General features: G+C 54.9%; 20 protein-coding genes and 1 pseudogene. 11 read left to right on the top strand and 10 right to left on the bottom strand.

Translation table 11 applies throughout. The features are described from left to right. Positions 1-96: 96 nt before the first annotated feature. Entirely contained in the window at positions 97-1008 is a 912-nt protein-coding gene (locus JK231_RS23410) for a LysR family transcriptional regulator (RefSeq protein ID WP_211729717.1), read from the top strand. Here the strand turns inward: JK231_RS23410 and JK231_RS23405 are convergent. Continuing rightward, positions 992-2275, bottom strand: a complete 1284-nt coding sequence (locus JK231_RS23405; protein ID WP_211729716.1) for a histidine-type phosphatase — start codon at positions 2273-2275, stop codon at positions 992-994. The genes JK231_RS23410 and JK231_RS23405 overlap by 17 nt on opposite strands. 59 nt (positions 2276-2334) lie before the next feature. After that, complete coding sequence (locus JK231_RS23400; RefSeq protein WP_211729715.1) at positions 2335-3369, bottom strand: LacI family DNA-binding transcriptional regulator; 1035 nt, start codon at positions 3367-3369, stop codon at positions 2335-2337. Positions 3370-3585: 216 nt separating this feature from the next. On the opposite strand from JK231_RS23400, the gene JK231_RS23395 reads away from it, so the two are divergent. The 5 genes from JK231_RS23395 to JK231_RS23375 all read left to right on the top strand — a co-directional run bounded on the left by JK231_RS23395 (position 3586) and on the right by JK231_RS23375 (position 9784). Next, on the top strand, positions 3586-4614 hold the full coding sequence (locus tag JK231_RS23395; RefSeq protein WP_211729714.1) for an ABC transporter substrate-binding protein: 1029 nt from the start codon (positions 3586-3588) through the stop codon (positions 4612-4614). Positions 4615-4732: 118 nt separating this feature from the next. Next, positions 4733-6955: an iron ABC transporter permease gene (locus tag JK231_RS23390; RefSeq protein WP_211729713.1), complete on the top strand. Its 2223-nt coding sequence runs from the start codon at positions 4733-4735 to the stop codon at positions 6953-6955. Beyond that, positions 6952-8013, top strand: a complete 1062-nt coding sequence (locus tag JK231_RS23385) for an ABC transporter ATP-binding protein (protein WP_160834386.1) — start codon at positions 6952-6954, stop codon at positions 8011-8013. The genes JK231_RS23390 and JK231_RS23385 overlap by 4 nt, the downstream gene beginning before the upstream one ends. 14 nt (positions 8014-8027) lie before the next feature. After that, positions 8028-8828: an inositol monophosphatase family protein gene (locus tag JK231_RS23380; protein ID WP_160834387.1), complete on the top strand. Its 801-nt coding sequence runs from the start codon at positions 8028-8030 to the stop codon at positions 8826-8828. A 155-nt stretch (positions 8829-8983) separates the two neighbouring features. Further along, positions 8984-9784 carry an AraC family transcriptional regulator gene (locus JK231_RS23375; RefSeq protein WP_211729712.1) on the top strand — a complete coding sequence of 267 codons (801 nt, stop codon included), beginning with the start codon at positions 8984-8986 and terminating at the stop codon, positions 9782-9784. Here JK231_RS23375 and JK231_RS23370 read toward each other — a convergent pair. Beyond that, positions 9755-10393, bottom strand: a complete 639-nt coding sequence (locus JK231_RS23370) for a LysE family transporter (RefSeq protein ID WP_211729711.1) — start codon at positions 10391-10393, stop codon at positions 9755-9757. The genes JK231_RS23375 and JK231_RS23370 overlap by 30 nt on opposite strands. A 196-nt stretch (positions 10394-10589) precedes the next feature. Between JK231_RS23370 and JK231_RS23365 the strand changes: the two genes are divergently transcribed. The 5 genes from JK231_RS23365 to JK231_RS23345 all read left to right on the top strand — a co-directional run bounded on the left by JK231_RS23365 (position 10590) and on the right by JK231_RS23345 (position 15785). Beyond that, positions 10590-11447, top strand: coding sequence for a MurR/RpiR family transcriptional regulator (locus tag JK231_RS23365; protein WP_097118862.1), 858 nt, complete (start codon positions 10590-10592; stop codon positions 11445-11447). A gap of 128 nt (positions 11448-11575) precedes the next feature. Beyond that, complete coding sequence (locus JK231_RS23360) at positions 11576-12904, top strand: aspartate aminotransferase family protein (RefSeq protein ID WP_211729710.1); 1329 nt, start codon at positions 11576-11578, stop codon at positions 12902-12904. Continuing rightward, complete coding sequence (locus JK231_RS23355; RefSeq protein ID WP_211729709.1) at positions 12901-13464, top strand: carboxymuconolactone decarboxylase family protein; 564 nt, start codon at positions 12901-12903, stop codon at positions 13462-13464. The genes JK231_RS23360 and JK231_RS23355 overlap by 4 nt, the downstream gene beginning before the upstream one ends. Further along, entirely contained in the window at positions 13461-14480 is a 1020-nt protein-coding gene (locus JK231_RS23350) for a C45 family peptidase (protein ID WP_211729708.1), read from the top strand. Before JK231_RS23355 ends, JK231_RS23350 begins: the two co-directional genes overlap by 4 nt. A gap of 195 nt (positions 14481-14675) precedes the next feature. Continuing rightward, positions 14676-15785, top strand: coding sequence for a lactonase family protein (locus JK231_RS23345; protein ID WP_211729707.1), 1110 nt, complete (start codon positions 14676-14678; stop codon positions 15783-15785). A gap of 40 nt (positions 15786-15825) precedes the next feature. Here JK231_RS23345 and JK231_RS23340 read toward each other — a convergent pair whose 3' ends face one another. The 7 genes and pseudogenes from JK231_RS23340 to JK231_RS23315 all read right to left on the bottom strand — a co-directional run bounded on the left by JK231_RS23340 (position 15826) and on the right by JK231_RS23315 (position 19650). Next, on the bottom strand, positions 15826-16725 hold the full coding sequence (locus JK231_RS23340; RefSeq protein ID WP_211729706.1) for an alpha/beta hydrolase-fold protein: 900 nt from the start codon (positions 16723-16725) through the stop codon (positions 15826-15828). 191 nt (positions 16726-16916) lie between these two features. Continuing rightward, on the bottom strand, positions 16917-17903 hold the full coding sequence (locus JK231_RS23335) for a HoxN/HupN/NixA family nickel/cobalt transporter (RefSeq protein ID WP_211729705.1): 987 nt from the start codon (positions 17901-17903) through the stop codon (positions 16917-16919). A gap of 15 nt (positions 17904-17918) precedes the next feature. Continuing rightward, positions 17919-18377: a nitrile hydratase accessory protein gene (locus tag JK231_RS23330; RefSeq protein ID WP_176505786.1), complete on the bottom strand. Its 459-nt coding sequence runs from the start codon at positions 18375-18377 to the stop codon at positions 17919-17921. Between the two features lie 131 nt (positions 18378-18508). Further along, positions 18509-18739 (bottom strand): SH3-like domain-containing protein, encoded by a 231-nt coding sequence (locus JK231_RS25795; RefSeq protein ID WP_097118869.1) that lies wholly within the window; start codon positions 18737-18739, stop codon positions 18509-18511. 9 nt (positions 18740-18748) lie between these two features. After that, complete coding sequence (locus JK231_RS25790; RefSeq protein ID WP_097118870.1) at positions 18749-19051, bottom strand: SH3-like domain-containing protein; 303 nt, start codon at positions 19049-19051, stop codon at positions 18749-18751. Between the two features lie 13 nt (positions 19052-19064). After that, the gene (locus JK231_RS25720) at positions 19065-19163 is read right to left on the bottom strand and encodes a nitrile hydratase subunit alpha (RefSeq protein ID WP_313376149.1); all 99 of its coding nucleotides are present in this window, start codon (positions 19161-19163) and stop codon (positions 19065-19067) included. A 58-nt stretch (positions 19164-19221) separates the two neighbouring features. Beyond that, positions 19222-19650 (bottom strand): annotated as a pseudogene (locus tag JK231_RS23315) (nitrile hydratase subunit alpha).

Below are 19650 nucleotides of genomic sequence, written 5' to 3'. Positions count from 1 at the left end.
GCGCGGAGTGAGGGGAGGCGGAACACGCAGCTTGTGCAGTGATAACCTGCACTGAACGCCTTGTTATGTCGCGCGACATCCAGCAGGATATTGACCATGAACACCACCGATCTGAATTTACTCACGGCGCTCGACGCGCTGCTCACTACCGGCAGCGTGGTGGGTGCCGCTCGCAAACTCAACCTAAGCGAGTCAGCGATGAGCCGTACGCTGGGCCGACTACGCAATGTGACGGGCGATGCGTTATTAGTGCGAGCCGGACGGCAGATGATGCTGACCCCTTATGCAGAAGCGATACGGGAACGGACGCAGCGTACGTTGCGGGAAGCACATGCAGTGCTCAGCCCGGATGCTGAAACGCTGGATTTAGCACAGCTGAATCGCTGTTTTAGGCTGCGCACCAACGAAGGCTTTGTCGAAGCGTTTGGCAGTGCGTTGATTGCTGCTGTGACCGCGCAGGCACCGAAGGTCGAGTTGGTCTTTGTGGCAAAGCCGGAGAAAAGTGATCGTGAATTGCGTGATGGCAGCATTGATATAGAGATTGGCGTGCTCGGCAATATGGGGCCAGAAATCCGCTTGCAGGCGCTGTTTCGCGATCGTTTTGTCGGCGTGGTACGCGCGGGCCATCCTTTGACACAGCAGATGGACATCACCCAATTAGCCCGATTTGGCCACATTGTGGCGTCTCGTCGCGCAGAGCGGGGTGGACCGATCCATGACGCCATTGAGCAAGCCGGATTGCAGCGCAAGGTTGTTGCTGTTGTGCCGGCTTTCTCTGCCGCTGTGGCGCTGGTGGTCGATTCGGATTGGGTGGCGCTGGTGCCCCGTTCGCTGGTTGCACATCACCCATTGATCGCTCACAGCCAGGCGTTAGCGATGGTTGAGTTGCCCTTTGCCACGCCGGAAATGACAGTGTCACAAATGTGGCATCCTCGACTGGAGAATGATGCCGCGCATCGCTGGTTGCGCGGCGTGGTGAAACAGGTTTGCGTTATGGCGCGAAACTGATCGGCGTAATGGCGGTAGGATCAAGTTGCTGACCGAATTTCGCTAACGTGGATGCCATTGGACAAAGCGTACCCACCTCGGTGACCCGACAGTCAGGCGTTCGCCACTCTTCACGCAACAGCGGATGCGCTTGATCGACAGACTGCAGATGATGAAGGTCATCGAGGCTTTGTGCCTGGAAGTAAACATGCAGCCATCGCTCGCCGCTCTGCTTATCGCGCCAGCGTTCAAACACCAGGCTACTGCCGGGGGGAATGTTGCCGCGCGTGTAGCCCGGCAAAGTCCAGGTGAAGCCCATCAACGTGCGCACCATCGCGATGTTAGTGTCATGTGCGACAAACAGCAGCCAGCGTGCATCCGGCACGGCATCTGAAGCGGGGCTGACACCCTGTTCAACACCCTGAATCATTTCATTCAGCAGAATAGAGCCACGCTTTTTCGCCGTGTACAGCACGTCGTTACTGAGGTCGTAATTAGCGGTTAACAGCGGTAATACAGCGGTTATCTGTGTGGAGTGGGTGATATTGCCCCAGGCCAGTTGATCTGCCGGCAGGTTCTCACTCCAGCCCAGACGCAACGTCTCCACCATGCTGGCAAGAACACTCAATCCCTGCACATAGGTCTTGCCGCTCTTGCTCTGCTTGATCTGCCACGGTTTGTCAAAGACCGAGCAATCGCTACCTGGCTGACAGACAGCACTTTTTAATGCCTGAACGGCAGGTTGTAGCGCCTGCTGACGTGCGACCAGATTCCCCGTCGTAGCGGTCACGGCGGCAAGTTGTTGTGCGGGATCGGTATCGGTAGCCGGAAACGCTTCGGTCTGGAACAGGGGATCATCCTCACCCGCCACGTGATGCACCGTAACGCCACAGCCTGGAAATGCACCATCCACCAGTGCCTGGGCAGTGGCGCGGGTGCGTTGCAACGGGCTGGCGCGAACATACACCTCTTGTGCCTGTGGGCAGCCTGACGTCAATAAACCCAACTGACGATAGTGATCGCCTTCCCAGCGCCCCTTGTTCACCACGGCAGCGTAGCCATGCCCGGTCAACTCGCCATCGTGTGTGGTCCAGATGGTCCACGGGCGCTGAGTCGCCGCTTCAATCTCCTTACGGTTGCCAGACGTGGGTGGGCGAATACCATGTCGGCTTAGTTCCACGACCTTTTCCAGCTGATACTGCGCTTCAGCGTGTGCCGGTAGGGCGCTAAACCAGGACGCACCGGCTATCAACAGGCTGGCGGCAAAGTGATTTCTACGAAGGTTCATCGTGATCCTTATACGAAATAGGGCGTTTATGCAGAACCGGGTGGGATAAAACGCTGTGTTTAGGCACCGCGCACGGATCCACGCCACACCACATCGGCCTGGTACAGCAAGCTGTCATGCTGTTGCTCGGTTTGCGGAGTAAAGCCGGTCTCATCGGCCTCGGTTTGCATCAGCCAGTTCACAGCATCGCGTGCAAATTGCTCAACCGGCTGGGCAAAGGTGGTGAGATGGTAAGAAGACCAACCCGCTTGCGCGATGTTGTCATAGCCAATCAGGCACAGGTCCTCGGGCACGCGCAGGGCAAAGCGGTGGCGTGCTTCATCCATAAATCCGCAGGCAACCAGATCGGTCACGCAAAACACGGCGTCGGGGCGGTGATGCTGAGTCAGCAATCGGTGCGCCAGAATTTGTCCGCTTTCGTAAGAGGTCGAGCCAAATCGTTCGATGGTGACTTCCATCCCCACGCGCTGCGCTTCGGCAACAAACGCTGCTTCGCGCTTCATCAGGCTGGGTGTGCCCGCCAGGGAGTTAGCAAAGGCGAGGTGGCGACAGCCAGCACGCTGAAACGCCATCACCGCCGTGGCCGCCGCACGTTGTGCATCCAGGTTGATGCTCAGCGAGCCGGGCAGCGCTTCATCGCGGTTTATCAAAATGATGCGCTGTCCATGCTGATAGCACTGGCGGGTAATGGTGCGATCCGGCATGCCGGAAAGGATGATCGAGGCATCCGCACGAAAGTTGATCGCCTGCTGTAATGCGGCTGACACGCTGTTGTCGGAACGATCAGTATTGATCAACATGGCAATTTTTCCCGCTTCCTGCAGAAACTGCGTCAACCAGCGAACCAGGCTGGCGCGATAGGGGGTAGCGATCTCGGAGACAACTAAACACACAATCCCACTGCGATTACGCACCAGGCCGCGCGCCAGATGATTAACGTGATAACCCAACTCCTGTGCGGCTTTCATGACACGTGCTCGCATGGCAGAGGATACGCTGGCACCCGGTGTAAACACGCGCGATACCGCAGAACGCGATACGCCAGCGCGCTCTGCCACATCCTGGGCACTCACCACGGTTTTATCACTCAGCATGCTCAACTCCTGTGCAAACATCGGTTGAAAAAGAGTCTGCCTCAAATTGCAAAGCTGTGCAAACCGTTCAGAATCTAATTTGTTGCATTTTTGTGACACAACCTATCAATTGCATCGCAAGCCATTTGACAGCTGTTTTTTTGTTCATTACTACTTTGCACAGATGTGCAAAAAAGGTGCCAGTGAAGCACCACCCTACAATCAAAGGAGAACACCATGCGAGCCACCTTAATCGCCGTCGCACTATCCCTCTCTTGTACTGCACTGCCTTTCGCTGCCTCTGCGGCGGGCAACCTCAACATGGTTTGTTCCGCTGACGTGGTGGTGTGTGAACACATGACACGCATCTTCAGCCAGAGCCATCCGGATATCAAAGTCAGTATGGTGCGTTTGTCGGCGGGGGAAGCGTATGCGCGTTTACGCAGTGAAGCGCGTAATCCGCGTACCGATATCTGGTGGGCCGGTACCGGCGATCCGCATATGCAGGCGGCCGATGAGGGGTTAACGCAAGTGTACAAATCTCCACTGCTTGACCAGCAGCAGGATTGGGCACAAAAACAGGCTGAAAACTCGGGCTATCGCACGGTGGGAATTTACGCGGGTGCACTGGGCTGGGGCTATAACACCAAACTGCTCGCCGATAAAAAACTGAAAGAACCCACTTGCTGGAAAGATCTGCTGGATCCCGGCTTTAAAGGGGAAATCCAAATCGCCAACCCGAACTCATCCGGCACCGCTTACAACACGCTGGCCACGCTGGTGCAAATCATGGGAGAGGAGCAGGCCTTCAATTACCTGACAAAACTCAATGCCAACGTCTCGCAATATACCAAGTCCGGCTCCGCGCCAGTGAAAGCTGCCGCGCGAGGCGAAACCACGGTTGGTATCGTGTTCATGCATGATGCTGTTGCGATGCAGGTGGATGGCTTCCCGATCAAAACCGTCGCGCCCTGTGAAGGCACGGGTTATGAGATTGGCTCAATGTCGATAGTGAAAGGGGCGCGCAACCTGGCCAATGCCAAGGTCTGGTACGACTGGGCGCTCAGTGCGGAGGCGCAGTCGCACATGAAGGAAGCGAAGTCCTTCCAGCTACCGTCAAATCGCAACGCGGAAATTTCGGAATACGCCCCGCGCTTCGAAAACATCAAACTGATCGATTACGACTTCAAAACCTATGGCGACTCCGCCAAGCGCAAAGCGCTGCTCAGCCGCTGGGATAAAGAGATTGGTGCCAGCGCACAGTGATGGCCTGACTGCGTGAACCCGCGCCACATCCTGCGAGATCCTATCCTTGCCGTGGCGCCTTTCAACACATCATTCCACTGCGAGCCGGAGAGGCAGACTCTCCCTCTTGAGGTGTTTTATGCATGCAAATAATCGTCGGCTTACCGGCGCACTGTTGATCGGCCTGGCATCTCTACTCTTGCTGCCGTGGTATAGCCTGGAAGCCGGCTTTTTTGATGGCGGCTGGTTGTTCAATTTGTGGCGCGATCCTGCTAATGCGCCCGCCTTGTGGCAGGTCAGCTCACATCCGTGGCTGGCGATTGCACTGACCTTGTTCGCGCTCTGTGCCGCGTGTGGATTACTTCCCTCTGGCGCGCGCAGCCGCCTGATACTGTTATTTAGCGCACTGGGCGTCATTTTTCTGGTGATTGAAGGACATGCCATCGGCTACAGCGGCTGGAGCTGGTTATGGCTGGAAAACCGCTTCGGGGCACTGGAGCAGGGCCAACCGGCGATGGGCGCGGGTGCACTGCTGTTGATGACCACCTTTTTGCTGCTGTTTTCGTTTGCGCTGGCCGAGCGAGGCGTGTTGAAAGGCGATGCCTTTGTGGTGGCGTCCCTGGTATTACTGACCGCGCTGGTCAGTATTTTTGTGCTCTATCCGGTGCTGAGCATGTTTGTGGTCTCGGTGCAGGACGTTGATGGCAGTTTTAAACCCGACGGACTGATCAGCAATATTCAGGATCCTTCAATCTGGAGTCTGGCCTGTTTGAAAGGAGGCACCTGCGGTACGGCCTGGCGCACGCTGTGGCTGGCGCTGATGACGGCTTCTGGTTCTACGTTATTGGGGCTGGCCTTTGCGCTGGCCGCCACGCGCACGCCGCTGCCCTGTAAAAAAGCGCTGCGTATGCTGACCATTTTGCCGATTATCACGCCGCCGTTTGTGATTGGTCTGGCGCTGATTCTGCTGTTTGGTCGTTCAGGCGTGGTCACGGAATATCTGGCGGCGCTGTTTGGCATCGAACCTGGACGATGGCTGTATGGTTTAACCGGCATCTGGATTGCGCAGGTGCTGTCATTCACGCCTATCGCGTTTCTGGTGCTGATTGGTGTGGTCGAGGGGGTAAGCCCTTCATTGGAAGAAGCCTCACAAACGCTGCGCGCCAACCGCTGGCGCACCTTCAGCCGCATTTCCCTTCCTTTAATGGCGCCCGGTCTGGCCAACGCTTTCCTGATCAGCTTTATCGAAAGCATGGCTGATTTTGGTAACCCGATGGTGCTGGGCGGCAGTCACGGTGTTCTCTCCACCGAAATCTTCTTCTCGGTAGTCGGCGCGCAGAATGATCCCAGTCGGGCAGCGGTGCTGGCGATGATTTTACTCAGCTTCACCCTGGCGGCGTTCGTACTGCAGCGTTGGTGGCTGGGCGGCAAAAACTTCGCCACCGTCACTGGTAAGGGCGACGGCGGCAAACATGGTCAACTGCCCAGACTATTACGCTATGGCGTGTATGGCATGGTGATCCCGTGGGGGCTGTTCACGTTGGTGATTTACGGCATGATCGTCGTCGGTGGGTTTGTGCAATCATGGGGGCTAAATGACGCCCTCACTGTCGAGCATTATGTGCGAGCTTTCCGTGTCAGCAGCAGTGACGGGCATTTGCTTTGGACCGGCGTGGCGTGGAACTCGTTCTGGACCACGCTGGAGATAGCGCTGATTGCCGCGCCGCTCACCGCGATTGTCGGCTTGCTCACCGCCTGGCTGATTGTGCGACAGAAGTTTGCCGGCCGTCAGACGTTTGAATTCTTGTTGATGCTGAGTTTCGCTATTCCGGGCACGGTGATTGGTGTGAGTTATGTGATGGCGTACAACTTGCCGCCGCTGGAGATCACCGGTACGGCTCTCATCCTGATTGCCTGCTTTGTGTTTCGTAATATGCCGGTGGGGGTGCGCGGGGGCATTGCGGCCATGAGCCAACTGGATAAAAGCCTTGATGAAGCCTCATTGACGCTGGGTGCCAACAGTTTCCGCACGCTGCGCAAAGTGGTGCTGCCGTTGCTCAAACCGGCGATCAGCGCCGCGTTAGTGTATGCCTTCGTTCGCGCTATTACTTCCATTAGCGCCGTCATCTTCCTCGTCAGTGCGCAATACAATATGGCGACCTCCTACATTGTCGGGCTGGTCGAAAACGGTGAGTACGGCGTGGCGATTGCTTACTCCACCGTATTGATTGTGGTGATGTTACTGATAATTGGCGTGTTTCAGTGGCTGGTGGGTGAGCGAAAACTGCGTCGTGTTGCCCGCCCCGCGGATATCGCTGTGCCGTCGACTTCAACTTCGTTAACTCAGGAGAGAACCGTATGACCAGTATCAATGCGGGTTCCGTGGTATTTGAGCATGTCACTAAACGTTTTGCGGGCTTCAACGCCTTACCAGATCTGTCACTGACGGTGGAACCTGGCACGCTGGTTACGCTGCTGGGCCCCTCTGGTTGCGGCAAGACCACCACGCTGCGCTTGCTGGCGGGGCTGGAACATCCCACCTCCGGGCGCATTCTGATTGGCGGTAAAGACGTAACACATTTGCCTGCCAACGAGCGCGATGTGGCAATGGTGTTTCAATCTTACGCGCTGTTTCCCCATATGAGCGCGCTCGACAACATCATGTATGGGCTTCAGTCCTCGGGAATGAACAAGCGGGAAGCGCAAGACCGGGCGCGCGAAGGATTGAAACTGGTGGGACTGGAAAACCAGGGCCAGCGATTGCCGTCTGAGCTTTCGGGCGGTCAGCAACAGCGTATTGCAGTGGCGCGTGCGTTGGTGCTGGAACCGCAGGTGCTTCTGCTGGATGAACCCTTATCCAATCTTGATGAACGTCTGCGTCGCCGTGTGCGCACCGATATTCGCGAGCTACAACAAAGGCTTGGCTTTACCGCAGTCTATGTCACGCACGATCAGGAAGAAGCGCTGGCGGTGTCTGATAAAATTATTGTCATGAAAGAGGGTGATATTGCCCAGCAAGGCGCACCAGAAAGCCTTTACCACGCCCCGAATTCGGTGTTCATCGCTGATTTTATGGGGGAAGCCAACATTCTGCCGTGCGAAGTCGAGCAAGTGGAGGGCAACGATGCGCTGGTGCGGCTGGGAAATCTGCGTTATCGCGTGCGCGGTAACGGCGTGCCAACCGGCTCGGCCCAATTGTCGGTGCGTCCGCAGTTTATTACGTTGCACAGCGATGGGCAGGGAGCCTTGCAAGGCGAAGTGACCCACAGCACATGGCTGGGTGATCACATCGAATATGAAGTGGCCACGCCGCTCGGTTCCTTGTTTATCGTTGATGCGCAGATGGAGCAGCGTCTGCCGCTGGCTTCTGCCGTGGCGATTGATTTTAAACCTCAGGGATTAGCCCTGATTGCCGGATAATTTAAGGACAGATAATGAGTGACACCGTGAATGACGCGCTGCTGGCACGTTTGATTTTGGCAGAGAAAGTGGCACGCGCAGGGGGCGAGAAGGCGCTGGAGTATTTCCATCATCGCGACACGCTGGTGGTCGAGACCAAGTATGATCTTCAGGATGTGGTGTCGCGCGCTGACCGCGAAGTCGAGCAGATGATCGATCAGCAGATTCGCGCCCAGTTTGCCGACGACGGTTTCCTGGGGGAAGAGTACGGATTGCAGGAAGGCACATCGGGATACACCTGGGTAGTTGATCCGATTGATGGCACCAGCCCGTTTTTGAACGGCATGCCAAACTGGTGCGTCTCCGTCGCGGTACTGCATGACGGTGTGCCAGTGATCGGGGTGATCTATGCGCCAACCTATCAGGAGTGCTATGTGGCGGCGTTGGGGCAAGGCGCGACGTTAAATGGCCGTCGTTTGCAGGTTGATCCAACCCGCACGCTACAAAACCATGTCACTGGCTTTGGCGCTAACAGTCACGTTAGCCCTGTTGAAGTTGGCAATATTCTGGCCTCATTGCTGGAGGCCGGGGGCAACTTTATCCGTATCGGCTCTGGCGCATTGATGCTGGCGTGGGTGGCGGCTGGGCGCGTAGTGGGCTATTACGAACCCTATATGCACGCATGGGATTGTCTGGCGGGCTACTGCCTGGTGAAAGAGGCGGGCGGCTGGTATCACCCGTTCAATACCGAAGGCGAACGTTTGCTGAAAGGCGCTCAGGTGCTGGCGGTGGCGCCTGGCGCGGAAGCAGATTTGAAACGGATTGCGGGAATTTAAGCCTTATCCTCGTTGCCGGAAGCCGTTGCAGCAGCGGCTCCCGGCAAACGCTTTAATGGTCACTAAAGCTAATCGGCCCGCTATAACTCAGCAGCATTGCAATTCGACCCTGGCGATGCTGTTATAACCCATCACCATATTTACCGGGTAATCGCGTGTCGCTCTCCTCATCAGAATGGTTTAGCCGTAATGGCATTGAATGTTCGCGCGTGAACGCCACTGGCAGCCGCTTTCCACGTCATCTGCATAATGAATATGTAATTTGCGCTAACCTCAGCGGGCGCGAAGAGATTTGGCTCGATGGCAAAGTCTCTGACGTGTTTGCCGGGCAGGTGACGATTTATAATCCCAGCGCGATTCAGTCCTCCTTATTCAGCAATGATCCGGTGAGTTTTATCAGCATCCACTTGCCGCAGGTGATCTTATCCGAAATGTTTGACACCACCGCTGCGCCCGCTTTGCGCGAAGGGGTGTTCCATGACGCGCTGTTGTTTCAGGCGATCACTGAATTCGACCAGGCCGCGCGCACAGGAGATGAGTTACTGCTGGAACAACAGCTGCTGTGGCTGTGTGGTGAACTGCTCGACGATAAAGAGAGTGCCGAACAGGGGGAAGTGCAGATTATCGAGCAGGTGAAGCAGTTTCTTGGTGAACACTTGCACGAGAAACCGCAACTGGATGTGCTGGCGCAACGTGCCGGGCTAAGTAAGTATCATCTGGTGCGTCGTTTCACCCAGCTCACCGGGCTGCCACCGTTGCAATACCATATGCAATTGCGGCTACAGCAGGCGCGGGAACTGTTGCGCCGTCGGGTACATCCGCAGGAAGCCGCGCTGCAACTGGGTTTTTACGATCAAAGCCACTTCATTAACGCCTTTCGCAAAGTAATGGGTACCACACCACACCATTACGCCCAGCAAATTGCCTCAGCCCAATACAAACTCCCGATAGCCTGACACCATCACATAGGCGGCGAAGTAGCAGAAGATCAGCGCCGAGGCGAGGTAGGAGTATTTTAACAGGCGCTGCCCCAACAGCTTACCGCCCATGCTGCCCACCAGGCATAACACACAGGTCCAGACCACTCCCGCGATAAAGAACCCACCGAGGAAAGAAGAGGTGGCATTGACGCTGCCGTGCCCCATGCGAGCAATCAGTGCACCGCCCACGCTGGCAAACCATAAAATCGCCGTGGGAGATGACATCGCCAGCACCACGCCCCTACTGAACTCTCGCAGTAACGAACGATAAGGCTGTTGCTCCGCTGGGGGTAACGCCGCATCTTTACGCAGTGCAGCGATCAACATTTTACCTGCGAACCACAGTAGTAATAATCCACCGCCAATCCACAACACCCAGCGTACCGCAGTAAACTGCAACACCACCGCCATGCCAGCCAGCGCCAGCACCGCATAAATCAGGTCGCCAATGCAGGTGCCAATCCCTAACCAAAAACCGTGAAAATAGCCACGCTGCATCGCGAGGGTAATCATGGCGATATTGGCCAGCCCAATATCAAGGCACAGCGATAAACTCAGCAGAAAACCATTTGAAAACTGCAGCATAGCAACAAGCCTGTCCTTATTTTTTTCTGTGGGCGGCATTAAACCACGGCACGAATCACACTGTATTGGAAAGAATTGCGCCACCGCGCCCGGAGCACCACGGCATTCGCTCCAGGATGAATCGTCTCTGCGTCTGGTTTTCTCGCCGTCGCAATTATGTTTATATGCATCCATCTGCCATCAACGACCAAACGCCATGAATCTTCGGGAAAAAATTGTCGGCCAGTTCAGTGAGCTGTCACCAGAACTGCAGCGCGCGGCTGAGTTCTCTCTGCAAAATGCCAATCAGCTGGTGGTGCAATCGATGCGCGCGTTTGCCGTTGAAGCCGGTGTGAAACCTGCCACGCTGCTGCGGCTGGCGCAGCGTTTGGGCTACAACGGCTGGGGCGAACTGAAAGATGCCTTCATTGATGACATTGGCCTGCGCAATGATACATACGTATCCAAGGCCGAAAAACTGATCGCCAAAGGAACACAGCCGCAGCTGTATGATGAGGTGTTTAGCGCGCATCAGGCCAATCTGGCCTTTACGCAAAACGAAAATCAGGCGGAAATGGAACAAGCTGTGACCCTGCTCGATGCGGCTGATAACGTCTATATCTGCGGCTTTCGCGCCAGTTTTCCCATTGCCTGGTCACTGTTTTATGTTTACCGACTCTTCAATCGTCAGGTCTCGTTGATTGATGGCCTCGCCAGTAATATCGAGGTGTTTACTCGTGAACTCACCGCCCAGGATTGTGTACTGCTGACCAGCTTTGCGCCTTATTCACGCGAGTCACTGGATGTGCTGCACGCCGCGCAGCAGTCAGGCGCAAAGATCATCGCGATTACCGATTCACCAGTTTCCCCGCTGGCGCAGGCCGCCGACTGCACCCTGTTATTCTCTATCTACAGTCCGTCGTTCTTCCCCTCAGTGGTCTCTGGCATGGGGCTGGCAGAGTGCTTACTGGCAATGCTGGTGGCGCGCCATGGCCGTGATGCTGTGCATAAAATCGAAAATGCCGAACGCTATCTCATTGAATCTGGAGCTTATGTGGTGCCTGGCAAATCCTGAGGAATGATTCATTTGTATCCGTCATAAGAAAATGGAATGCATGTGAATCATTATTGCATTGACGTGATCCAAATGATTCCTGCAAGATGCGCTTAATCACCGTAGCGTATTCAGGAGCAGTACCCAGTATGAGCCACATTATTCACCGCAGTTTGCGCAGCACGCCCGCCGTGGCTGCTCGCGCCGAAGGGGCGTACATCTTCGATAAACAAGGAAAGCAGTATCTCGACGCCTGCGGTGGTGCTGCCGTTTCCTGCTTAGGCCACGCACATCCTGATGTGTTAGCCGCGATGCATCGTCAAATCGACCAACTGGCCTATGCTCACACCAGCTTTTTTACCAGCAACACCGTTGAGCAACTCGCTGAACAGTTGACGCGCACGGCGCCTGGCGATCTCAACTACGCCTATTTCGTTTCCGGTGGTTCGGAAGCCGTGGAAACCGCGCTGAAATTAGCGCGTCAATATTTCGTTGAAATCGGGCAGGCGTCACGTACCAAATTCATCGCGCGCAAGCAGAGCTATCACGGCAACACGCTGGGTGCATTGGCCGTCGGCGGCAATGAGTGGCGCCGTCGCCAGTTTGCCCCATTACTGATCGACGTGATTCGCGTGTCAGCCTGTAATGAATACCGCGATCTTCGTGCTGATGAAACGCAGCAGCAATACACCACGCGTCTGCTTAATGAACTGGAACAAGCAATTGTTGATGCCGGTCCGGAAACCATTATTGGTTTCTGCGCTGAAACGGTAGTGGGTGCCACCACCGGCGCGACTCCGCCGACGCCAGGTTATCTGAAAGGCGTGCGCGCACTGTGCGATAAATACGGCATCTTGTATATCGCCGATGAGGTGATGTGCGGTATGGGACGCACCGGGACGTTGCACGCGTTTGAACAAGATGATGTGGTGCCGGATCTGGTCACTATCGCCAAAGGGTTGGGTGGCGGTTATCAGCCGATTGGTGCCGTGCTGGCCAGCGAAAAGATCGTCTCCGCACTCCAGTCGGGCAGTGGTCTGTTCCAGCACGGTCATACTTATATTTGCCACGCTACGGCGGCTTCAGCGGCACTGGCCGTCCAGCAGGTGATTGAACGCGATAACCTGCTCGATGCGGTGAAGCAGCAGGGCGCGTATCTGCAAAATGCTTTGCGTGAAGTGCTGGGCGCATTGCCGCATGTGGGCGACACGCGTGGGCGCGGCTTATTTGCCGGTGTGGAACTGGTGCGCGAAAAAAAGAGCAAAACCCCGTTCGATCCTGCACTGAAACTACATGCTGGCATTAAAGCCAACTGTATGGCTCGTGGCCTGATGGTGTATCCGATGGGCGGCACCATTGACGGGCAGTATGGCGACCACATCCTGATTGCTCCGCCATTTATTATTACGCCGAGCCAGCTCGATTTTGTGGTGGATACGCTGGCAACCGTGATACGTGAGGAGACCGGTAAATTATGATTAATCGTTTGCCGCCGCTGGCGGAGCACGAGTGGGACGACCAGCAACGTCCACTGGCAGAAGAGATCATTAATGGGCCGCGCGGTGCATTGCTTCCGCCGTTTGAGCCTTTACTGCGCAGCCCGGAATTGATGGCGCACGCGCAGCGCATGGGAGAGTACCTGCGCTATCGCAGCGCGCTCGGTCAGCGCTTATCGGAACTGGCGATTCTCATGACGGCGCGTCACTGGTCGCAGCCGGTGGAGTGGGCGATTCATGCGCCCATCGCCCGGGAAAAGGGCATATCCGGCGCTGCCGTGCAGGCCATTAATGAGAAGCGCCTGCCCGATGACTTAAAGCCGGATGAGTGGGTGATTTACCACTTTTGCCAGCAACTGCATCAACAGCAAAAAGTCACTGACACCTCCTGGCAACAAGCCATCGATTTATGGGGCGAAAAGGGCGTGGTGGATCTGATTGGCATTAACGGTTATTACAGCTTCCTCTCGATGATCATGAACGGCGCACAGACGCCTGCTCCAGATTCTTCAGACATTCTTTTGCAAAGTGCATCAATATGAAAAAAATCGCAATCCATGGTTCCGCCTTCGAAATTGGTCAGCAACTGGGTGAATTTGGCCGTGAAGCCTGGCATCAAAAGCTGACGCTCACCGCACTCTGGCAGACAGTGACAGCCATGAAAGACGCCGACCAAACGGTGGCCATGCGCGCGTTGGTCCAGGCGCACTATCCGCTGATCTGGCAGGAGCTGGAAGGGCTGGCCGCAGGATTACAGGCGCCGATTGAGGAGGTTTTTGCCTGGAACTGCCGTGGCGATTTAGTACGTTCAACCTCGGATGGATGTACCACCGTGGCGGGACAGCGTGCTGATGGCGTGTTAACTATCGCGCACAATGAAGATGGTTTTCCTCAATTACGCGATGACTGTGCCATCGTCAGCATCCGTCCGGATAGTGGGATGGCGTTCGCCAGCTTTGCTTATCCGGGGTCGATTTGCGGTCATACCGTTGCCGTAAACGAGAAGGGCGTGGTGAATACGGTGAATAATATTCGTGCACTGCATCGTCCGGAAGGAGTGCCGCGTCAAATCCTGGCCCGCGCCGCGTTGAATGCGGCCACGCTGGATGAGGCCATCGCAATCCTGACCACACCACCGCGCGCCGGATCGTTCCACCATACGCTCGGACAGATGGGCGATAGCCTTCTCTTTAGTGTGGAAGCCACGGGGTCGGGTTGCTCCGTAACGCCACTGACCGCAGTGTTCGCCCATGCCAATCACCTGATTCATCCGCAACTTGATGACGTGGAACAGGTGATCACTGCCAGCTCCGGATCACGCCAGCAGCGGTTAATTGAGTGGCTGGAGACGCAAACGCAGCTGGATGGCGATGCAGCAAAAGCGATTCTCTCTGACCAGCATGATGCGGTGCTGCCCATTTATCGCCTTTCGCCGAACGATCCGGATGAAGAGAACACCCTGGCGACAGCGGTATTTACGCTGCATACCAAACAAGTTGACTGGCAGATATTTACCTTGAATCGTGATGAGCCAGAATTTAAAGGCACGATTTCCTAAAAACTAATCTGCTATATTGTGAACCCGGTCACCCTGGCCGGGCGCTATTCAAATTAATCCCACTATAGTCGTTAAACATTCCGATTATGGTGGGGTACGAAAATGAATAGAAATAAAAAAGCCACATTCAGCGGTTTAGCATCAAACATAACCATGGCATTATCCTTAGCTGTTTTTTCACTGGCGGGGAGCGCTATGGCAAATGCCGCGGAACATCATCAAATCGCTTTGGTGGGTACCTGGACGTCGATTCCAGATGCCCCATTAGAGCAGAAACCGGATCATCCTAGCGAAGGTTTATATCGCCTCAAGGTGAATGCGGATGGCACTTTAACACCACTTGATGTGGTCAAAATGAAAAGCCCGTCATGGATTGTAAAATCCCAGGATGGCCGCTTTGCCTATACCACCAATGAAGAAAACGCTGGGGCCGTTACCGCACTGTCCATTGATAAAAGCGGTCAGGTGAAAGTGTTAAATGCGGTGGATAGCCATGGGCAACAGCCGACGCACGCCACCATAAGCCCGGATGGTAAGTTCCTGTTTGTCGCTAACTACTCGGTGGCGAAAGGCGGCGCGGGCGTCTCGGTGTTCCCGATTCATCATGACGGTAAACTGGGTGAGCAGGTGCAGCACTTTGCTTTCGACCACGGCACGGGCGCGGTGAAAGGGCGTCAGGATGGCGGTCACGCACACTCGACCACCTTTACCCACGACGGTAAATATCTGTTCGCTGCCGATCTCGGCGGTGACAAGCTCCATGCGTATCGTTATCACGCCAATAAGGCTGAGCCTCTGGAAGCGGATACCGCGCATGACGTGACCTTTACCGAAGGTTCTGGCCCGCGTCATATGGTGTTCTCACCAGATGGCAAACATGCCTACGTCACCACCGAAATGGCCGGTGAGATCGCGGTATTTACAGTGAAAGACGATCATCTGGATCGCAGCAATACCGTGAAGCTGAACAGTGAAACTAACAGTGCTGAATACCGTAGCGGCGGCGGAATTATTCTCAGTCCGAACGGTAAATATGTGATTGCAGCGAATCGTGGTTCAGATAATAAGCTGTTGGTGTTTAAAATTGAGGCGGATGGCCAGTTAGGCAAGCCGGTCAGTTATAAAGCCAACGGCATTGAACCTCGGGCGTTCTCATTTGATGGCAGTGGAAAATATCTCTATGTCACTAACGTGTTCACCAACAATATTTCCCTGTTCCATTTCGATGAAAAGAGCGGTGAGCTGAAAGCAGCGGGCGATGCAGCAAAAATATCCACGCCCACTGATATAAAGTTCTTTAATTAAGCCGTTCGGTGGGCGCATTTTTTGCGCCCACTTCTCCTCGCTATTTTGCCTGCGACATTTCCAGCAGCGCCTCTTCCATTGATGCACCAAACATTTGTCCGTGGGACAGTCCCGGATAAAGTTGATAGCGTGCAGCTGCGCCGTTCTCTGCCATACCTTCGATAGTGGTGCGCACCGCGCGCAATACTTCAGGTTCCGCCGTGTTGCTATCGCTGCGGCGATCGCCATTCCCTTCCATCAAAGTGATCTGCTTATTACTGGCTTTGCGGGTCTGCATCTCACCTAATAGAGAATGGTACCCCTGGCCAATCGACGGGCTGGCTGCGAAATAGCGCGTAAACAGCTGAGAGGAGAGATAGCTGTCGAGTACAAACAATCCGCCGTAAGAGTGGCCCCACAGCGCGCGTTGTTGATGATCGACATGCACACCTTTCTGCGCTGCGGCCAAAATACGTTGCTCTAGCAAGGTGCGGAATGCGCTGCTGCCGCCGCCCTTGCGACCGCGACTAAAAGTGTATCCTGCATCGCCATGCTCTTTGTCAAGCGGGGTGTAATCGTAAGTTCGCGCGTTTACCTCAAACGGCAAAGTGGTTTGATACCCGACCACCACCAGAACCGGAGGGTTGTCTGCCGAGAGTTTTTGCAGCAGCGGATCGGTCAGCCTGTCCATTACCGCATTGCCATCCAGCATCGTGATCAACGGGTAGCCAGATGGCGGAGGCGCTTTATCTGGCACCGCAGTCCAAACTTTGTAATGCCGCTGGCCATCAGCCGAGTCATATTCACTGATGGATAAGTGGTAATAAGCGGAGCCTTTGTCGGCGATATTCGGGCCGAGTGGCGTCATATTCGGGCGTGCAAACGCGCTGGTGGTGACACTGCTGAGCAACAATAGCAGCAGGACAATGGGACGGTTTATCGCTGAAAATCTATAAAGCATTGAAATCCTTATTCTATTGGTTATTGGTACATATCACCTTGCACCATAATGAGAATGATTCTTGATTTCAATTCTTTTTACTGATGGCAGCCTGTTTCAGAAAAGGCTTTTTTGACAGGATGTTGAACCTGACAGGGGGGTCTAACACGAGCTGATGCCAGAAACAGGGCGGCACAAAGCCGCCATTGTACTTACAGCGCCCGACGCTTAGCCCGCTGTGAAAACAGTAGCCATACAGCAATGGACGTTATAATCAGCTCCCAACCCATCTGACTGATGATTGCTTCCATCACGCCATCCAGCGCAGGGGAGATCAGCGTGTTGAGTTGTAACACCGTCGACACTTCGTAACAGCCAATCGCGAAGGCCACCACAATTGAGAGTGATGAAATGGCGAGGGTGTAAGTGAGGCTGCGCAACGGATCGAATTGCGACCAGCGATACAGTTTCAACATCATGACGCCATCTGTGGTATCGATCAGCATCATGCCGGCAGTGAATAAAAGCGGCATCAACATGATGTGCAGCATCGCTTCGCCACCCGCTGCGTGGTTGGCGGACATACCGAAAATCGCCACTTCGGTTGCTGTATCAAAACCAATGCCGAACAGGAAACCGATGAGGAACAAATGATGGCTTTTGCTCACCATGCGAAACAGTGGCGCGCATAGCCGGGTGAGCACGCCGTGGTGATGGCTCTCCTGCGGGACCCGCGTTACATCGCCACGCAGCAACCGCTGACGTTGGCGAAAACATTGCCACAAAGTGCGGGAGTTAGCCCAGGCGAGTAGCAGCAGAAAAGCACCGGAGATCAGTGTGCTAATCATGCCGCCAATCTCTTTCACGCCGGGAAACATCTGCTGCAAAGGTTGCGTGGTCAAAGCGAATATCAGGCAGGCGATCAGCACCACCGAAGCGTGGCCGAGTGAGAACCACATACCTGCGGTAAACGGGCTCTTGCCCTCATTACTCAACTTGCGCGTGGCATTATCAATGGCGGCGATATGATCGGCATCGACGGCGTGGCGCAAACCAAACAGATAGGCTAACAGCGCGACACTCAGCGCGGCCGGTGAATGCTGAAAAGTCATCAACGCCGTACCGATGACCAGCAAATTAAACAGCATGGCGCCACCAATCACCGCAGCGCCTTTTTGCTTATGACTCAGCACCTTCATAAAGACTCCTGAGAATTACCCGACAGCGGCAAAGACGCGCAGCGGTTGGATCAGTGGCTGCGCGGCGTGATGGTCGTGATGATGATGATGATGATGGTCATGATCATGCGGGTGGTCGGGCGGACAGCTGGCGGCAGCGAGATCCACCGGGCTGCCATGGGGCGTGTTGAGGAAAGCCTGGCGCCACTGCTCTTCACGAATCAGCAATTCTGACATCGGAATCAATTGATGTTGTGACAGGATCTTTTCCAGACAGCTCAGCCATTGCCGATAATAGGCGGTATGGGCGCTTTCATCGCTGCGCTGCGGGAAGTCGCGGATCTCCTGGGCAAATTGTTCCACCCATTGTGGCCAGCTAAAATAGCCGCGTTGAGACAGGGCCACCGCGATGACAAACGCATCGGCTTCCCAGGGTTGTGCAAAGGTGGGATCGGCTTCGTTCACCTGAGCAATAATCGCGTTTAACTCATCCATGCGCAGCATCCTCACATCTGCCCTGAATATAGTCGGACCAGACGCTCAGGTGGACGCTGAAATTCTCGCTATTCTCTCCCCCACAAATCGGCGGCAATGAATTTCACCAGGTAGACGTACTGCGGTTTCTCCTATTGCTCTGCGACCAGCGCATCGGGAAATACGCAGGCACCGTAGTTGGCAACAATCACGCCCTTTTTACCACGCGCATAGCGCGGCAGGCGTGTATGACTCAGCGGATTTAAATTATGCGTGATAATACTATCACCCGGTTGATATTGCGGTTCGACCTCAACATCACGATGGTAATTGGGCGGTGTAGTAATTAAATCCAGGTAGCCCTGCGGCGAATAAGTATTCATGTTGTATCCTCAGGCGGAGAGTTCGCTGAGACGCTGCTGCAATTCTTGTTCAGTGAATACGCCGGTTTTACTCATCAACTGCTCAATGGCAAATAACCAGTGTTCGTAATAACTGGATTGCAGATATTCCGTTACGGACATTTTCTCGATTTCATAACGGAAATCATCAAGCACGATTTTTCCGCTCATAAAGAACACCAGCGTGGTGGCGAAAATATCTTTTTCCCATTGGCTGTGAAAATGAGGCTCATCGGCTTCAATCTCGATTGGACCTAAATTCTGCATGCCGCCGCAATCGTGGATATTATTCATGGTGTTTCTCCGCTTAAAGGGTGCGTGTGCCGATCATGGAGTCGCGTGTGACCAATGCGGCCAACTCGCTCTCACTCATGCTTTCACTGTCAGCAGGGGGCTGTGGCAGCACGAAGTAACGAATTTCGGCATTGCTGTCCCATACGCGAATCTACTTATTGGCCGGAATTTCAGTGCCAAATTCTGCTAATACGCCACGGGGGATCAATCACCACACGTGAACGATAGGGTGTCGATTTAAACCAGATGGGCGGCAAGCCCAGCACCGGCCACGGCTAGCAAGAGCAAAGCGTGCACACCACTACGTTGTGCACGCTGTCGGTATTCTCCAGCACGTGCAGGGTAGCGGCTTCAAAGCCGGAGAAGCCAAGTTCATTCACTGCCTCGCGGCCATTCTCGAGCAGGCGCGCTTTGAAGGCGGGATCGCACCAGGCTTTCGCCACCACCTGCGCACCATTGCGGGGTCCGACTTTGGTTTCGAAATAATTAACGATGGTGTCAGTGACCTCCTGACTCAGAAATCCCTTTTCTGCCAACAGGGATTGGATAGCACGGATCTTTAACGCGGCATCCGAAGGTAATACCGAAGGGTCCGACAT

Source organism: Pantoea sp. JGM49, from assembly GCF_018257655.1.
Taxonomy (GTDB): Bacteria; Pseudomonadota; Gammaproteobacteria; order Enterobacterales; family Enterobacteriaceae; genus Pantoea; species Pantoea communis.
Note: the sequence above shows the minus strand (reverse complement) of the source record. Positions and strands in the feature narration are given on the sequence as shown.

Excerpts from the sequence above, each read along its gene's own strand:
- JK231_RS23410 (WP_211729717.1), top strand. The coding sequence starts at position 97 with ATGAACACCACCGATCTGAATTTACTCACGGCGCTCGACGCGCTGCTC.
- JK231_RS23405 (WP_211729716.1), bottom strand. The coding sequence starts at position 2,275 with ATGAACCTTCGTAGAAATCACTTTGCCGCCAGCCTGTTGATAGCCGGT.
- JK231_RS23400 (WP_211729715.1), bottom strand. The coding sequence starts at position 3,369 with ATGCTGAGTGATAAAACCGTGGTGAGTGCCCAGGATGTGGCAGAGCGC.
- JK231_RS23395 (WP_211729714.1), top strand. The coding sequence starts at position 3,586 with ATGCGAGCCACCTTAATCGCCGTCGCACTATCCCTCTCTTGTACTGCA.
- JK231_RS23390 (WP_211729713.1), top strand. The coding sequence starts at position 4,733 with ATGCATGCAAATAATCGTCGGCTTACCGGCGCACTGTTGATCGGCCTG.
- JK231_RS23385 (WP_160834386.1), top strand. The coding sequence starts at position 6,952 with ATGACCAGTATCAATGCGGGTTCCGTGGTATTTGAGCATGTCACTAAA.
- JK231_RS23380 (WP_160834387.1), top strand. The coding sequence starts at position 8,028 with ATGAGTGACACCGTGAATGACGCGCTGCTGGCACGTTTGATTTTGGCA.
- JK231_RS23370 (WP_211729711.1), bottom strand. The coding sequence starts at position 10,393 with ATGCTGCAGTTTTCAAATGGTTTTCTGCTGAGTTTATCGCTGTGCCTT.
- JK231_RS23365 (WP_097118862.1), top strand. The coding sequence starts at position 10,590 with ATGAATCTTCGGGAAAAAATTGTCGGCCAGTTCAGTGAGCTGTCACCA.
- JK231_RS23360 (WP_211729710.1), top strand. The coding sequence starts at position 11,576 with ATGAGCCACATTATTCACCGCAGTTTGCGCAGCACGCCCGCCGTGGCT.
- JK231_RS23355 (WP_211729709.1), top strand. The coding sequence starts at position 12,901 with ATGATTAATCGTTTGCCGCCGCTGGCGGAGCACGAGTGGGACGACCAG.
- JK231_RS23350 (WP_211729708.1), top strand. The coding sequence starts at position 13,461 with ATGAAAAAAATCGCAATCCATGGTTCCGCCTTCGAAATTGGTCAGCAA.
- JK231_RS23345 (WP_211729707.1), top strand. The coding sequence starts at position 14,676 with ATGGCAAATGCCGCGGAACATCATCAAATCGCTTTGGTGGGTACCTGG.
- JK231_RS23340 (WP_211729706.1), bottom strand. The coding sequence starts at position 16,725 with ATGCTTTATAGATTTTCAGCGATAAACCGTCCCATTGTCCTGCTGCTA.
- JK231_RS23335 (WP_211729705.1), bottom strand. The coding sequence starts at position 17,903 with ATGAAGGTGCTGAGTCATAAGCAAAAAGGCGCTGCGGTGATTGGTGGC.
- JK231_RS23330 (WP_176505786.1), bottom strand. The coding sequence starts at position 18,377 with ATGGATGAGTTAAACGCGATTATTGCTCAGGTGAACGAAGCCGATCCC.
- JK231_RS25795 (WP_097118869.1), bottom strand. The coding sequence starts at position 18,739 with ATGAATACTTATTCGCCGCAGGGCTACCTGGATTTAATTACTACACCG.
- JK231_RS25790 (WP_097118870.1), bottom strand. The coding sequence starts at position 19,051 with ATGAATAATATCCACGATTGCGGCGGCATGCAGAATTTAGGTCCAATC.